Consider the following 15,006-nt stretch of genomic DNA (forward strand, 5'->3'; position numbering starts at 1 on the left):
CGTGTGGCGTTCAACGTCTTTCCTCAACTTCCTTTGCGAAAGCGCGATTCAGTTGTCCCGGGTGACCCGTGGGCGATGCCGGGGAACAATGCCCGCATGACGCTGACCACCGCTGATGCGGACAAGATCCTCTCGGCGAACTTCGCTCCCTGGGTTCTCGAACTCGGTCTGAAGATCGAGGAGTTGGGCGACCGTCGGGCGGTGCTGCGGCTGCCCTGGTCCGATCGGCTCGCCCGGGAGGGCGGTTCCCTTTCGGGGCAGGCCCTGATGGCCGCGGCGGACACTGCGACGGTGATCGCGGTGTCGGCGGCGCGCGGCGAGTACGGGCCGATGACCACGGTCCAGCAGTCCACGACGTTCCAGCGTGCGGTCATGGACGCGGACGTCCTGATCGAGGCGGTCGTGACGAAACTGGGCCGCCGCACGGCCTTCGCCGACATCACGATGACCGCGGAGGGCACGGAGGAGATCGCGGCCCGCGCGAGCGCGGTGTACGCGCTGCTCGCCTGATTCGCTGCCCGTTGCCGGGCCCGGAGCGGTCCATTTCCGGGCTCGGATCCGTTCCCCGGCCGAGATCCGTCGCCCATTTCAGTTGCGGGTGACGAAAGGCCGACATTCGGGCGCACCGACGGCCATTCGGGTCTATTCCCGTGATGCCATTGGAAATCCGATGCCCTCCAATGGATCCCCTATTGGATCTCCGTGTCCCGTCGGCCTACCTTCGAGGCATGGCAAAGATTCTTTTCGTAGTGACCGGTACCGATTTCTGGACCCTCGCCGACGGCACCAAGCACCCGACCGGCTTCTGGGCCGAGGAGGCCGTCGCCCCCTACGCCGCGTTCAAGGCGGCGGGGTACGAGGTCGTCGTGGCCACCCCGGGCGGCGTCGTGCCGACCGTGGACCGGGGCAGCCTGGCTCCCGAGTTCAACGGCGGCGAGGAGGGCGCCGCCGAGGTCGCCGCCGCGCTCGGCTCGTTCGCCGAGCTGCAGCACCCCATCCGCGTGGAGGACGTGGACCTGGACGAGTACGCGGCCGTCTTCTATCCCGGCGGCCACGGCCCCATGGAGGACCTCGCGGTCAACGCCGACTCGGGCCGCCTCCTCACCCTCGCCCTGGAGTCGGGCAAGCCGCTCGGTGTCGTCTGCCACGCCCCGGCCGCGCTGCTGGCCGCCACGAAGGAGGACGGCGGCAACGCCTTCGCGGGCTACCGGCTGACCGGCTTCACCAACATCGAGGAGACCCAGGCCGGTTTCGCCGACAAGGCCAAGTGGCTGCTCCAGGACCGGCTGGTGGAGGCCGGCGCCGATTTCCAGGAGAGCGAGCCGTGGGCGCCGTACGTGGTCGTCGACCGCAACCTCGTCACGGGCCAGAACCCCGCCTCCTCCGCGCCGCTCGCCGCCGAGCTCCTGAAGAAGCTCGGCTGACGCCACTCCCGCAACCCGGGTGACGCCACTCCCGCAACAGGGGCCATCGGCTTGCACTGCGCCACCACGCGGTAACAGCCCGTTCGGGCGAGAGAGCGGAATCCCGGCTTCAGCAAATCTGCACATCGAATACGCACCCGGGTCACGGCACGCGACGAATCCACACAGTGGATCGTCGCGTGCCGCGTCTTTGGTGAGGTGTGCCCGATTCCGACCCGCGCCCTTCGTCGCCGAAATGTGAATCACCCCGGGGGCATGTGAAGAAGTCGCCACCGAGGCGTGCGCACGCCTGCACCGTTGAGTCGATCCGGCACTCAAATGCCCTGATCACATGGGTCGTTGATTGGATGAGTGGCGCGGCGCCGTGCTTTGATCCATTGCACCGCGGGGGTCGTTCGACGGTTCCCGGTTCCGGGTTCCGGACGCCTGCGGTCGCGGCCGTCCATCTGTCCCCAGAGGGGGCCGCTCTCCCCCTTGTGAATATCAATAGGAAGGGAAGTTCCATCATGAACTCCACCCCCCAGGTTGCGACCGTCGAGATCTCCGACGCTGAGCTCGACAACGTCTCCGGTGGCCTCTCGGTCAACGCGCTCGGCACCGTCACGGGCGTCGTCGACGGCATCGCCCCGGTTTCCGGCCTGGTCGACACCGTCGTGGGCACCGTTGAGGGCGCGACCGGCCTGAACACCGCCCCGGTCACCGGCCTGGTCGCCGGTATCTGATCACTCTGTGATCGCATAGCGTGCCGTGAGTCCCGGAACCGCTTACCGGTTCCGGGACTTACGGATGTCGTAGTTCGGATCTCATTTCTCGCAGGTGAGGGAAGACCGTGCAGTTCCGCCAACAGGCCCTCGCCAAGCTGCAGTCGCCGGAGGAGCTCGACCTCCCGGTGCGCTTCGCCCGCCCCCAGGGCTGGCTCGTGCTGTTCGTGACGGTGGTCGTCATGGCGGCCGCGTCGGTCTGGGCCGTGACGGGCTCCGTGGCGTCCACGGTGAGCGCGCCCGCCATCCTCACGCACGGGCAGGGCAGTTACCTCCTGCAGAGCCCCGTCTCCGGCCAGGTCACCGCGGTCGTCGCCGAGCAGGGCCAACGGATCGCCGCGAACGCCCCCGTACTGAAGGTCCGTACGGCGAAGGGCGAGACGGTCGTACGCAGTGTCGCCGCGGGCCGGGTCACCGGGCTCGCCGCCACGATCGGCGCGATCATCAGCACGGGCACGAACGTGGCCGCCGTGGAGAAGGTCGCCGACGCCGACGACCCGCTGTACGCGACGGTGTACGTGCCCGCCGAGAACGCCGCGACGATTCCCTCGGACGCGGCCGTCGACCTCACCGTCCAGTCCGCGCCGACCCAGCAGTACGGGGTGCTGCGGGGCCATGTGAAGTCGGTCGACCGGGCCGCCCAGTCGGAGCAGCAAATCGCCGCCTTCCTCGGTGACAGCCAGCTGGGCGAGCAGTTCACGAAGAAGGGCAGGCCGGTGGCCGTCCTCGTCCGGCTGGACCGTTCGTCGGGCACGAAGTCCGGCTACAAGTGGTCGTCCGCGGACGGTCCGCCGTTCCGGCTGAGCTCCATGACCGTGGCCTCCGGCTCGATCCGCCTGGAGGACCAGCGCCCGATCGATTGGCTGCTGCCGTGAGCGCGACCGACGAGTCCACCACCGCGGCCGCCCGGGAGTCACAGCTGCCGCCGCCCGTACGGGGCCGACGCAAGGCCACCCCGCCCAAGCGAACCGTCCCCAAGGGCCGGGTCAGGACCGTCCGTACGCCCACCGTCCTCCAGATGGAGGCCGTGGAGTGCGGCGCCGCCTCGCTCGCGATGGTGCTCGGGCACTACGGGCGGCACATCCCGCTGGAGGAGCTGCGCATCGCCTGCGGTGTCTCGCGCGACGGCTCCCGGGCCAGCAACCTCCTCAAGGCGGCGCGCAGTTACGGCCTCACCGCCAAGGGCATGCAGATGGACACGGCCGCGCTCGCCGAGGTGCGCGCTCCGGCGATCCTGTTCTGGGAGTTCAACCACTACGTCGTCTACGACGGCATGGGGCGCCGCTTCGGTCGGCGCGGTGTGCACATCAACGACCCCGGCAAGGGCCGCCGATTCGTGCCGATGGAGGACTTCGACACCAGCTTCACCGGTGTCGTGCTGGTCCTGGAGCCGGGCCCTGACTTCAAGAAGGGCGGCCGCAAGCCGGGCGTCATGGGCGCCATGCCGGCCCGGCTGCGCGGCACGTCGGGCACGATGCCCGCCGCCGTCCTGGCGAGCCTGCTGCTGGTCGCGGTCGGGGCGGCGGTGCCCGCGCTCAGCCGTACGTACATCGACATGTTCCTCATCGGCGGGCAGACCTCGCTGCTCGGGGTGCTGTTCTCGTCGATGGGTGCGACGGTCCTGCTGACAGTCGTGCTGACCTGGCTGCAGCAGACGAACCTGCTGCGCGGCCGCATCATCTCGTCCACGCTCAGCAGCGCGAAGTTCCTCCGGCATCTGATGCGGCTGCCGGTCACCTTCTTCTCCCAGCGCAGCCCGGCCGACCTGGTGCAGCGCCTCCAGTCCAACGACGCGGTGGCCGAGACCCTGGCCCGGGACCTGGCCGCGGCGGGTGTGGACGCGGTGGTCGTCGTCCTCTACGCCGTGCTGCTCTACACCTACGATCCGCAGCTCACGGCGGTGGGCATCGGGGTTGCGCTGCTCAACATCGTGGCGATGCGGGTGGTGATCCGGCTGCGTGCGACACGTACGGCCAAGCTGCGCGCCGACAGCGCGCGGCTGACCAACACGGCGTACACGGGCCTGCAGTTGATCGAGACCATGAAGGCGACCGGCGGCGAGGAGGGCTACTTCCGCAAGTGGGCCGGACAGCACGCCACCACGCTGGAGGAGCAGCAGCGGCTCGGTGTGCCGAGTGCCTGGCTGGGGGTGGTCGCGCCGACGCTCGCGACGCTCAACAGCGCGCTGATCCTGTGGATCGGCGGTATGCGGGCCGTGGAGGGGCACATATCCGTCGGCCTGCTGGTCGCGTTCCAGGCGCTGGTGACCCGCTTCACCGCGCCGATCACCCGGCTCAACGGCGTCGCGGGCCGCATCCAGGACTTCGCGGCCGACGTGGCCCGCCTCAAGGACGTCGAGAACTTCGCGGCCGACCCGCTCTACTCGCGCCGCGGCGGCGGCGACAGCACCCGCAGGCTGCACGGCCATGTGGAGCTGGAGAACATCACGTTCGGCTACAGCCCGCTCGACAAGCCGCTGCTGTCCGGCTTCTCGCTGACGGTCGGCCCGGGCCAGCAGGTCGCCCTGGTCGGTGGCTCGGGCAGCGGCAAGTCGACGGTGTCCAGGCTGATCTCGGGGCTCTACGCGCCCTGGGAGGGCGTGATCCGTATCGACGACCAGCGTCTGGAGGACATCCCGCGCGGCGCGCTGGCGGCCTCCGTCTCCTTCGTCGACCAGGACGTCTTCCTCTTCGAGGGCTCGGTCCGCGACAACATCGCGCTGTGGGACCCCTCGGTCCCGGACGAGGCCGTGGTCGCCGCGCTTCAGGACGCGGCCCTGTACGACGTGGTGATGCGCCGCCCGGGCGGAATCCAGAGCCGGGTCGAGCAGGACGGGCGGAACTTCTCCGGCGGGCAGCGGCAACGCCTGGAGATCGCGCGGGCGTTGGTCCGCAGGCCCAGCATCCTCGTGCTCGACGAGGTGACGAGCGCCCTGGACGCGGAGACCGAGCAGCTCGTCATGGACAACCTGCGCAAGCGCGGCTGTGCCTGTGTGGTGATCGCGCACCGGCTCAGCACTGTGCGCGACAGCGACGAGATCGTGGTGCTCCAGCACGGCACGATCGTGGAACGCGGGCGTCACGACGCCCTGGTGGCGGCCGGCGGCGCGTACGCCGAGCTGGTCAGGGAGCGATGAGATGACGTCCGCGTACCCGCAGAACCAGCAGAACCAGAACCAGCAGTATCAACCGGACGGGCAGCCCCAACAGCCCGCCGCCGAGGGCGACTACGTGCTCGGCGCGCTCGGCGGCATGGGCACCCCGGTCGACGGCTCCGGCCTCACCCGTCTGGACCTCGAAGGGCCGCACGTGCTGTGGCTGGTCGTGTCCGGCGCCATGGACCTGTTCGCGGTCGACGCCGCCCAGCAGGGCCACTGGCACCACCTCGGCCGCCTCGAAGCGGGCTCACTGCTGCTCGGCCCGGTCGCGGGACCCCAGCACACCCTGGTCGGCAGGCCGCTGCGCGCGTGCGTACTGCGCCGGATCGCGCTGCGCGAGCTGTACCAGCCGCCGCAGACCGAGACCTGGACGTACGACGCGTACGGCAACCCCCAGTACGTACCCCCGGCCACCAGCCCACTGGAGTACGCCCTCTCGCTCGGTGTCGGCCGGGGCCTCGCCATCCTCTTCGAGGCGCCCCTCGCGACCGAGCGGGACGCGGTACTCACGGACGACGACGTGCTGTGGATGCAGGTGCCGCCGGGCAGTGTGCAGTACGGCTCGATGTACGGGGCCGAGGCCGCGGCGGATCTGCTGGTTGACCCCGCGATGTGGCAGGCGATGGTCGACCAGCAGTACCGGCTGCTGGCCACCCTCGACCGCTGGATCGAGCAGCTGGAGCGCACGCACGAGACCCGTACGGCCGCGGGCATCAAGGCGGGCGAGGCGGTCCGCGCGCAGGCCGACCGGACGCTCATCGCCTCCATGTCCAAGCACTCGGGCTCGGGTCCGGGCGCGGCGGACGCCGATGCCACGTACGCCGCCTGCAAGCTCGTCGCGCACGCGGCCGGGATCACGCTCGCGGACCCGGCGCAGGGCGGCGTGGAGAGCGACCGGCTCGACCCCGTCGAACAGATCGCACTCGCCTCCCGGGTCCGGGTGCGTGCCGTGCGTCTCGACGGGCGCTGGTGGCGGGACAACATCGGGCCGCTCGTCGGGCACCGGGTCGCGTCCGGCGCCCCGGCCGCGCTCCTGTGGCGGCGCGGCGGTTATGTGGCGGTGCATCCGTCGAGCGGTCGTGAGACACCGGTCGAGAAGGCCAACGCGGCGGAGTTCGAACCGCGGGCCGTCATGTTCTACCGGCCGCTGCCCGAGCGCCGGCTGAGCCCGCTGCGGCTGCTCCGGTTCAGTCTCCGGGGCACGGGCGGGGACATGCGCAACCTCGCCATCAGCGGTCTGGTGACGGTGGCCCTCGGTGCGCTGGTGCCGATCGCGACCGGCAAGGTGCTCGGCGAGTTCGTGCCGAGGGCCCAGGAGAGCCTGATCGTCCAGTTCTGTCTGGCCATCATGATCGCCAGTGTGGTGTCGGCGGCCTTCATGCTGATGCAGAACCTCACCATGCTGCGGCTGGAGGGCCGGATCGAGGCCACGCTCCAACCGGCCGTGTGGGACAGGCTGTTGCGGCTGCCGACGAAGTTCTTCACCTCCCGCTCCACCGGCGAACTGGCCAGTGCGGCCATGGGAATCAGCGCGATCCGCCGGCTGATGGCGGGCGTCGGCCCGGTGGTGGTCCAGTCGGTGACGGTCGGCGCGATGAACCTCGCGCTGCTCTTCTGGTTCAGCGTCCCGATGGCGCTCGCCGCGATCGGCATGCTCGTCGTCATCGCGGCCGTGTTCCTCGGGCTCGGCCTGTGGCAGGTGCGCTGGCAGCGCCGGCTGGTCGTCCTCAGCAACAAGCTCAACAACCAGGCCTTCCAGACCCTGCGCGGTCTGCCCAAGCTGCGGGTCGCGGCGGCGGAGAACTACGCGTACGCGGCCTGGGCGGGCGAGTTCGCCCGCAGCCGTGAACTCCAGCAGCGCGTGGGCCGGATCAAGAACCTCACGACCGTGCTGGGCGCGGTGTATCTGCCGCTCTGCTCGCTCATCATGTTCATGTTGCTGGCGGGCCCCGCGCGCGGTTCGCTGTCGGCGGCGGCCTTCCTGACGTTCAACACCTCGATGACCATGCTGCTGACCTCGGTCACCCAGGTGACGGGTGCCTTTGTGTCGATGGTCTCCGCGCTGCCGATGTTCGAGGAGATCAGGCCGGTCCTCGACGCGACGCCCGAGGTGCGGGTGGCGAGCACGCGCCCCGCCGAACTGTCGGGCGCCATGGAGGCGAAGAAGCTCTCCTTCCGGTACACCGACGACGGTCCGCTCGTCCTGGACGACGTGTCCTTCGCGATCCGGCCGGGCGAGTTCGTGGCGGTCGTCGGCCCCAGCGGCTGCGGCAAGTCCACCCTGCTGCGGCTGCTCATCGGCTTCGACAAGCCGGTCTCGGGCAGCGTCCTGTACGACGGCCAGGACCTGGCGGCCCTCGATCAGTCCGCCGTACGCCGTCAGTGCGGTGTGGTGCTCCAGCACGCGCAGCCGTTCACCGGGTCGATCCTGGACGTCATCTGCGGCACCGAGCCCTACACGCCCGAGGAGGCGATGGCGGCCGCCGAGATGGCCGGTCTCGCCGAGGACATCAAGCGCATGCCGATGGGCCTGCACACCATCGTCTCCGGCAGCGGTGCCGTGTCCGGCGGCCAGCGCCAGCGTCTGATGATCGCCCAGGCGCTGATCCGGCGCCCGCGCATCCTGTTCTTCGACGAGGCGACCAGCGCCCTGGACAACGAGACCCAGCGCACGGTCATCGAGAGCACCCGCGCCCTCAACGCCACGCGCGTGGTGATCGCGCACCGCCTCTCCACCGTCATGGACGCGGACCGCGTCATCGTGATGGAGGACGGCCGGGTCGCCCAACAGGGCCCGCCCGCCCAGCTGTTGGCGGACACGGGCGGGCGGCTGCACGAGCTGGTGCGGCGGCAGATGCAGTAGCCGGGCGCGACAGGGCCGGCGTCAGGTGTCCTGTCCCGGGACCGGAGCTCCGGAGGGGACGCCGGCCTCGACGTACGCCCGGTAGACCTCCTGCCAGGGCGCACCGGCACCGGCGTGCGGGCCGCCCGACGAGGCTCCCCTGGAATACGCGTCGAGGGCGGCGAGGCACCCCTCCCAGCCGGCGCCGTTGCGGGCGGCCGTGTTCTCGGCCTCCAGGACGTTGGTGAGGGTGAAACGGATGCGCTTCTCGTCCAACTCCTCCAGATCGAAGTGCAGTTCGTCGCCGCCCCAGCTGAAGGAGAGGTGACGGGGCGCGTCGACCGCGAGGACTCGCCCCGTGGAGTCCTCCATGTTCGGGTCATCGCCGAACCTGATCGTGCCGCCCTCACGCAGCTCGATGTCGACGCTGGACGGGAACCAGTGGGCCAGTTCCCCGGGCTCGGTGACGAACTCCCAGACGCGGCCGACGGGGTGGTCGTAGGTGCGGGTGAAGCGGACGGCGGGGCGGCCGTCGTCCAGGGTGAGGTAGGTGCCGGTGGGTTCCGTGGACATGGTGGCTCAGTCCTTCGAGGAGGGGGCTTCGGTCTCTTCGTCCGACGGCTCCCCCTGTGCCGCCGCCGTCGCCGTCTCGTCCAGGCGTCGGCCCAGCGCGTCCAGGCTCGCGCTCCAGAGCTTGCGGTACGGCGCCAGCCACGCGTCGAGCTCCGCGATCGGCGCCGGGTCGAGGGCGTAGACGCGGCGCTGCGCGTCCTGCCGTACGCGCACCAGGCCGGCGTCCCGCAGCACTTTCAGGTGCTTGGAGGTGCTCGGCTGGCTCAGACCGCACGCCTCGACGATCTCACCGACGGGCCGCGGCCGCTCCAGGAGAAGCGCCACGATGACCCGTCGGTGGGGGTCGGCGAGTGCGGCCCAGAGGGGGTCGTCGGACATGGTTCCAATATGCCTCTGTGGTTATATGCCGGTCAAGGAATGGACAGCGGGAACACCGACAGGCGACCACGACCTCACCCGAGCCAGCCCTGGGGCACCTCACCGTCCCGCGTCCGCATCTGCGTCGCCAGGACCCGTACGGCCGCCGCGAAGCCAGCGGGGCGCGGCAGGAACTCCATGTGGATGCCGGGGAACTCCGCCCACGGCACCCCGATCCTGCGGGCGATCTCGATCGAGGGCCGCGCGTAGTACGTACCGCGGTCCGCCGAGCCGGCCCCGAGGACGATCGGGAAGGGGGCCGCGGAGAGGGCGGCCTCGTCCGGCAGGAAGGCGGCGAAGCCCGGCCACTCCCTGCCGAAGAGGTGGTCGCCGTTGCCGAGGAACCTCTTCCAGAGGTCTTCGGGCCACAGGTACGTGCCCTCGCCGCGCACGGTCTGCGCGAAGAGGCGGCCCGCCGCCGGGGCGCCACCCCGCGCGTACGCCTCGGCCACCTCGGCGAAGAACTCGCGTGCCGGGTCGCCGTCGGGCAGGACGTTCACGGCGGGCGGCTCATGCGCGATCAGCCCGGCGACCGCCTCCGGGTGACGGGCGGCGAGCGTCAGGCCGATGATCGCGCCGCCGCTGTTGCCGAACACCAGGGCACGGCCGCCCGCCAGGCCGTCGATGAGCGCGCGGGCGTCGGCGGCCTGCTGGGACAGCTCCATGGGCGCGTCGCTCCGGCCAGTGCTGCGGGAGTTGCCCCGCCGGTCGTACGTGATCACGGTGAAGGCGTCCGCCAGCTGGTCGGCGATGCCCGTGAAATACCCGGCATCACCCCCTGCGCCGCTGATCAGCAGCAGTGCGGGCCCTTCGCCGCGCACCTCGTAATACAGCTCGGCCCCGACGATCTCGAACATACCCCTGCGCATGTGAGCCCTCTCTCAGTAGCGAAACTTTGCCGTTTCGATAAAAGTGGTCTAGCCTCAAGGCGTACGAAACGGTTTCGTTTACGTAGCCGTCACGCCGAGCGAACCTTCCCTGGAGTGGTGCTCCGATGTCCCAGACTCAGACTCTTTCCGAAGGTGCCCGAAAGGGCACACCCGACAAGGCGGGCGCGCCGTCGTCGGCGAAGCGGTGGTGGATCCTCTCGATCATCGCGATCGCCCAGCTGATGGTGGTGCTGGACGCGACCATCGTGAACATCGCCCTGCCGTCGGCGCAGGCGGACCTAGGCTTCTCCGACGGCAACCGCCAGTGGATCGTCACCGCGTACGCGCTGGCCTTCGCCTCACTGCTGCTGCTGGGCGGCCGGCTGGCCGACCTCTTCGGGCGAAAGCCCGTGTTCCTCATCGGCGTCGCGGGATTCGCCGGGGCCTCCGTGCTCGGCGGCGCGGCGAACAGCTTCGGCATGCTGGTCACCGCGCGTGCCCTCCAGGGCGTCTTCGCCGCGCTCCTCGCACCCGCCGCGCTCTCGCTCCTGAACACGACGTTCACCGACGCCAAGGAGCGCGCCAAGGCGTTCAGCGTGTACGGCGCCATCGCCGGTGCGGGCGGTGCGCTCGGACTGCTGCTCGGTGGTGTGTTGACGGACGCGCTGGACTGGCGCTGGACCCTGTACGTCAACATCATCTTCGCCGTGATCGCCCTCGTCGGCGGCTGGATGCTGCTGAGCAACCACCGTGACGCCGCGAGCTCCAAGCTGGACCTGCCGGGCGCGCTGCTGGTCTCCTCCGGTCTCTTCGCCCTCGTCTACGGCTTCTCCAACGCCGAGACGCACGACTGGAGTTCGCCCCAGACCTGGGGCTTCCTGATCGCCGGCGGCCTGCTCCTGACGGTGTTCGCCTGGTGGCAGACCCGTGCCGCGCACCCGCTGCTGCCGATGCGTGTCCTGCTCGACCGCAGCCGCGGAGCCTCGTTCCTCGCCGTCCTCGTGACCGGTGCGGGCATGTTCGGAGTCTTCCTCTTCCTCACCTACTACCTGCAGCTGAACCTCGGCTTCAGCCCGACCAAGACCGGTGTGGCCTTCCTGCCGATGATGGCGGCCCTGATGGTCATGGCCCAGGTCTCCACCACGAAGCTGGTGCCGCGCATCGGCCCGAAGGTCGTCATCCCGGCGGGCTTCGCGATCGCCGCGGTCGGCATGGCCTGGCTGACCGGTATCGGGCTCGACTCCAGCTACTCGACCGACGTGCTGCCGCAGCTGATCCTGATCGGTGTGGGACTCGGCATCGTGATGCCGCCCGCGATGGCCCTGGCCACGAGCGGGATCGCGCCGGAGGACGCCGGTGTCGCCTCCGCGACGGTCAACGCCATGCAGCAGGTCGGCGGTTCCATCGGCACCGCCCTGCTCAACACGCTCGCCGCGAGCGCCGCGACCAGCTATCTGTCCGGCAAGGACGCGACGAACAAGCTGGTCCAGGCCCAGTCGACGATCGAGAGCTACACCACCGCCTTCTGGTGGTCCGCGGGCTTCTTCGCGGTGGGCACGGTGATCGCCTTCCTCCTCTACCGCCGTGGGGTTCCCGAGCAGGACGCGGAAGCCGCGCCGGTCGTCCACATGTGACCCTCCGAAAGCCGAGGGGCCGCCGTCTGCAGGGAGACGGCGGCCCCTCTTTCATGGCGTCTTCGTGGTCACCGGCTCGGGCCGTTCATGTCGTCGGCTCCGCGCGGTGGTGCCGTGGCAGCAGGGCGACCGCCGCCACGGGGAGCGCGGCGAGGACGAGCCACGGCACGGCCGGAGGCAGGCCCGTGTCCAGGAGAGAGCCGGTGGCCGCGCTGCCGACGAGCACGATGAGGCCTGAGACCGAGGACAGCGCGCCGGTGTAGAGACCGAGCCTGCCGTCGTCGGCGAGGTCCGGCACCCAGGCCCGGGCTGCGGGCGCGACGAGCATCTGGCCGAGGGTGAGCAGGACGACGTAACCGGCCGCGGGCAGGAGCCCCACGGTTCCCGTCCACGCGGCGGGCCTGGCCGCGGCGACCACCGCGAACCCGGCCGCGATGAGCAGCAGCCCCGCCGCCATGGACCGGCGCAGGTCGAGCCGGTCCCCCGCCCAGCGCGTGAGAGGCAGCTGGGCCGTCACCACGAGCAGGGAGGAGAGCGCGAACAGCCAGGCCAGCGGCGCCTGCGAGCCCGCCGCACGCTCCACCTCGACGGGGAGGAGCTGGTACAGCTGGTTGTACGCCAGCAGATAAGCGCCGTACGCGCAGCACAGCGCGAGGAAGCCACGGTTGCGCAGCAGCCGTCGGACACCGCCACGGCTCTGTACGCGGGCCCGGCCGGGAATGTGCTGCGGCAGCAACCAGGCATGCCCGGCCAGGACGAGTACGAAGACTCCGGCACCGGCGAGACAGACCGCGCGGAAGTCCACGGCCAGCAGCAGCGCGCCGATGAACGGGCCGAGGAACGCGCCCGCCTGGCCCGCCACAGTGAACAGGGCGAGTACGTGGGTGCGCGGGCCCTCCCCCGCCTCCTCCCGGCACACCGCCTGCCGGGCCACCTCCGACTCGACGGCCGGCGAGAACAGCGCGGCGGCGAAGCCGATCAGAAGGACGGCTCCGACCACCGCCCAGCTCGCCTCCGCGAATCCGAGCCAGCCGAATCCGGCGATCCGCAGCGTGCAGCCGGCGAGCACCACCGGCCGTACGCCGTACCGGTCGGCCAGCGCCCCGCCCACCACGAACAGCCCCTGCTGACTGAAGGTCCGCAGCCCCAGCACCAGCCCGACCATCCAGCCCGCCATGCCGATCGCCGTACCGAGATGCTCCGCGAGGAACGGCAGCACCGCGTAGAACCCGATGTTGAAGGCGAGCTGGGTGAGGATCAGAAGCCGAAGCAGCGGCGGAAGCGCGACGAAGGTCCGCACCGAGGAAAGGAATCTTCGTTGGGGGCGGTCGGCGGGGGCGCTGCTACCGGGGGCAGCCTGCGGTGGCGACGACTCAGACATCAGGCATCGCGCTTCTGGGCCGGACCAGCGGGGCCAGCGGGGCCAGCGGGGCCAGCGGGGCCAGCGGGTGGAGTCTCGTCGGGCGGGGGCAGCAGTGCGGCCTCCCCCGGTCTTGCGCCTACCAGCTCGCCGGGCGCCGACCGGGCCGTCGCCTGCTCCCCCGGCCCCGCCAGCGGCTCGGTCCCGTCGGCGCCTCTGCGGCGTACGCGGCCCGGCCACCGCACCCCACCCCCGGCCGTGACCGCCACCGCTCCCAGGAGGGCGAGTGCGGTGGCGGGGGCCAGTACCGCCCACGGGGCCCGTTCCGCGTACGGCTGGTTCTCGGAGAGGAGCAGGCCCCACTCCGGGGATGGTGGTTGCGCACCGAGGCCTAGGAAGCCCAGGGCGGCGAGGGCCAGGGCGATGCCCGGCAGGCGGAGTAGGGCATGGCGTACTACCGGGGGCAGGACGGCCGGGAGGAGTTCGTGGCGGAGCAGTTGGAGCGGGCCCGCGCCCAGGCCCCGGGTGGCCGTCAAGTGTGTGGTGGCGCGCTCCTGTTGGAGCAGTGCCGAGGTGTGGGCCGCGAGGGGCGCCCAGGCGACGGCGGTCACCGCGAGGGCCGGGGTCGAGGGGCCGCTGCCCGCGACGCCCGTGACGAGGAGGGCCGCGAGGACCGGCGGTACCGCGTTGACCGTGTCGACCAGCGGCCCGGAAATGCGTGGCAGCAGGCCCAGCAGAACGCCCAGTACGAGCGCCGCCGCACTCACGGCGAGCGCCAGGGCCAGGGTGCTCAGCGCGCCATGGCCGACCCGGGCCAGCACATCGCGCCCGAGCCCGTCCGTGCCGAACGGGTGCGCCCAGGAAGGGGATTGGAGACGTGCGGTGGTGTCGAGACGCAGCGGATCCCGGGCAAGGCCCAGCGCGACGACCGCGAGCAGCAGCCCGCCGTACAGCAGGGGCAGGGTCGTTGGCCGGGGCGGTGTGGGGCGGTGCAGCGAGGAGAGCGCGCCGTCGCGCAGAGCCGGGCCGATCAGGAGCCGCGCCGTGAGCCGGGCCGCGCCTCCTGCGATCGCCGCCAGCAGGACGAGGGCGAGCGTGCCCGCCTGGAGGACGGGCAGGTCCTGCGCCACCGCGGCTTGGAGGGTCAGCCGGCCGAGCCCGGGGATGTCGAAGACCTGCTCCACGGCGACCGCGCCGCCGGTCAGGCCGACGACGAACAGGCCGAAGTTCGGGAGCAGTCCGGGCACGCAGCGGCGCAGTGCCTGCCGGGCGATGCTCCGGCCCGGAACTCCGCGCGCGGCCGCCGCCAGCGCCCACTGCTCGGCGAACGCGCCCGGGAGCAGGTCGTCGAGCATCCGCCCGAGCAGCGCGCCGGCGGGCAGGCCGAGCGAGAGCGCGGGCAGCACCATCCACTGGGGCCCGTACCAGCCGAGCGCGGGCAGCCAGCCGAGTTGCACGCCGACGACGGCGGCGAGCACCGAGGCGGTCAGGAAGTCGGGCAGCGTGGACAGGAGCGCCGATCCGGTGCCCGCCGAGCGCCTTTCGTCGAGCCGCCGCCCCGCACCGAGCCGCAGTGTCCGGGCGCACACCGCCCCCGCCGTGACCACCGCGACGGCCAGCGACGCGCCCATCAGCAGGAGCGAGACCCCCAGCGCCTGGAGCACCGACGGCGTGACCTCCGCACCGGAGATCCACGACCGGCCCGCGTCACCGTGCAGCAGCCCGCCGAACCACTCACCGAGCAGTTTCAACGGACCGGCGTCCAGGCCGAGTTGGGCGCGGATCGCGTCAAGTACCTCGGGTGTCGGGGCGCGTTCGGCGGACCGCGCTTTGAGCACGGTGAGCGCCGGGTCCGTGCGCGACAGCCAGGGCAGCAGCCCCACACCGCACAGGAGAGCGGCGACAAGGGCGGCGCGCCAGAGCAGCACCGGCGCCCCGCCGCGCAGCACGGCCTTGAGCACGTACGCCC

12 protein-coding genes are annotated in these 15,006 nt (G+C 71.2%); 7 read left to right on the forward strand and 5 right to left on the reverse strand.

Annotated features, from left to right (window positions below):
• Positions 1-96 precede the first annotated feature (96 nt).
• The 6 genes from ACFWXQ_RS02015 (at position 97) to ACFWXQ_RS02040 (ending at position 8,205) form a co-directional block, all read left to right on the forward strand.
• The gene (locus ACFWXQ_RS02015; protein ID WP_383954065.1) at positions 97-510 is read left to right on the forward strand and encodes a PaaI family thioesterase; all 414 of its coding nucleotides are present in this window, start codon (positions 97-99) and stop codon (positions 508-510) included.
• Between the two features lie 218 nt (positions 511-728).
• Positions 729-1,424 carry a type 1 glutamine amidotransferase domain-containing protein gene (locus tag ACFWXQ_RS02020; RefSeq protein ID WP_383954067.1) on the forward strand — a complete coding sequence of 232 codons (696 nt, stop codon included), beginning with the start codon at positions 729-731 and terminating at the stop codon, positions 1,422-1,424.
• A 506-nt stretch (positions 1,425-1,930) separates the two neighbouring features.
• Positions 1,931-2,146: a hypothetical protein gene (locus tag ACFWXQ_RS02025; RefSeq protein ID WP_055617627.1), complete on the forward strand. Its 216-nt coding sequence runs from the start codon at positions 1,931-1,933 to the stop codon at positions 2,144-2,146.
• 107 nt (positions 2,147-2,253) lie between these two features.
• Positions 2,254-3,060: an HlyD family efflux transporter periplasmic adaptor subunit gene (locus ACFWXQ_RS02030; protein WP_383954068.1), complete on the forward strand. Its 807-nt coding sequence runs from the start codon at positions 2,254-2,256 to the stop codon at positions 3,058-3,060.
• 44 nt (positions 3,061-3,104) lie between these two features.
• Positions 3,105-5,321, forward strand: coding sequence for an NHLP family bacteriocin export ABC transporter peptidase/permease/ATPase subunit (locus ACFWXQ_RS02035; RefSeq protein ID WP_383954076.1), 2,217 nt, complete (start codon positions 3,105-3,107; stop codon positions 5,319-5,321).
• 115 nt (positions 5,322-5,436) lie between these two features.
• A complete protein-coding gene (locus tag ACFWXQ_RS02040; RefSeq protein ID WP_383954078.1) occupies positions 5,437-8,205 on the forward strand; it encodes an NHLP bacteriocin export ABC transporter permease/ATPase subunit in 2,769 nt (922 codons plus the stop codon).
• Positions 8,206-8,226: 21 nt separating this feature from the next.
• Here ACFWXQ_RS02040 and ACFWXQ_RS02045 read toward each other — a convergent pair whose 3' ends face one another.
• From ACFWXQ_RS02045 to ACFWXQ_RS02055, 3 genes are all read right to left on the reverse strand, one after another.
• The gene (locus ACFWXQ_RS02045; RefSeq protein WP_383954070.1) at positions 8,227-8,757 is read right to left on the reverse strand and encodes an SRPBCC family protein; all 531 of its coding nucleotides are present in this window, start codon (positions 8,755-8,757) and stop codon (positions 8,227-8,229) included.
• 6 nt (positions 8,758-8,763) lie between these two features.
• Positions 8,764-9,135 carry an ArsR/SmtB family transcription factor gene (locus tag ACFWXQ_RS02050; RefSeq protein ID WP_383954072.1) on the reverse strand — a complete coding sequence of 124 codons (372 nt, stop codon included), beginning with the start codon at positions 9,133-9,135 and terminating at the stop codon, positions 8,764-8,766.
• 74 nt (positions 9,136-9,209) lie between these two features.
• Positions 9,210-10,043: an alpha/beta hydrolase gene (locus tag ACFWXQ_RS02055; protein WP_383954074.1), complete on the reverse strand. Its 834-nt coding sequence runs from the start codon at positions 10,041-10,043 to the stop codon at positions 9,210-9,212.
• 125 nt (positions 10,044-10,168) lie between these two features.
• On the opposite strand from ACFWXQ_RS02055, the gene ACFWXQ_RS02060 reads away from it, so the two are divergent.
• The gene (locus ACFWXQ_RS02060) at positions 10,169-11,677 is read left to right on the forward strand and encodes an MFS transporter (RefSeq protein WP_386267317.1); all 1,509 of its coding nucleotides are present in this window, start codon (positions 10,169-10,171) and stop codon (positions 11,675-11,677) included.
• 85 nt (positions 11,678-11,762) lie between these two features.
• Here the strand turns inward: ACFWXQ_RS02060 and ACFWXQ_RS02065 are convergent, their stop codons facing one another.
• Positions 11,763-13,058 (reverse strand): MDR family MFS transporter, encoded by a 1,296-nt coding sequence (locus ACFWXQ_RS02065; protein WP_386267319.1) that lies wholly within the window; start codon positions 13,056-13,058, stop codon positions 11,763-11,765.
• Entirely contained in the window at positions 13,058-14,998 is a 1,941-nt protein-coding gene (locus ACFWXQ_RS02070; protein ID WP_383949568.1) for an ABC transporter permease subunit, read from the reverse strand. Before ACFWXQ_RS02070 ends, ACFWXQ_RS02065 begins: the two co-directional genes overlap by 1 nt.
• Between the last annotated feature and the right edge of the window lie 8 nt (positions 14,999-15,006).

Origin of the sequence: Streptomyces sp. NPDC058697 (assembly GCF_042715345.1) — a bacterium.
Classification (GTDB): Bacteria; Actinomycetota; Actinomycetes; order Streptomycetales; family Streptomycetaceae; genus Streptomyces; species Streptomyces liliifuscus.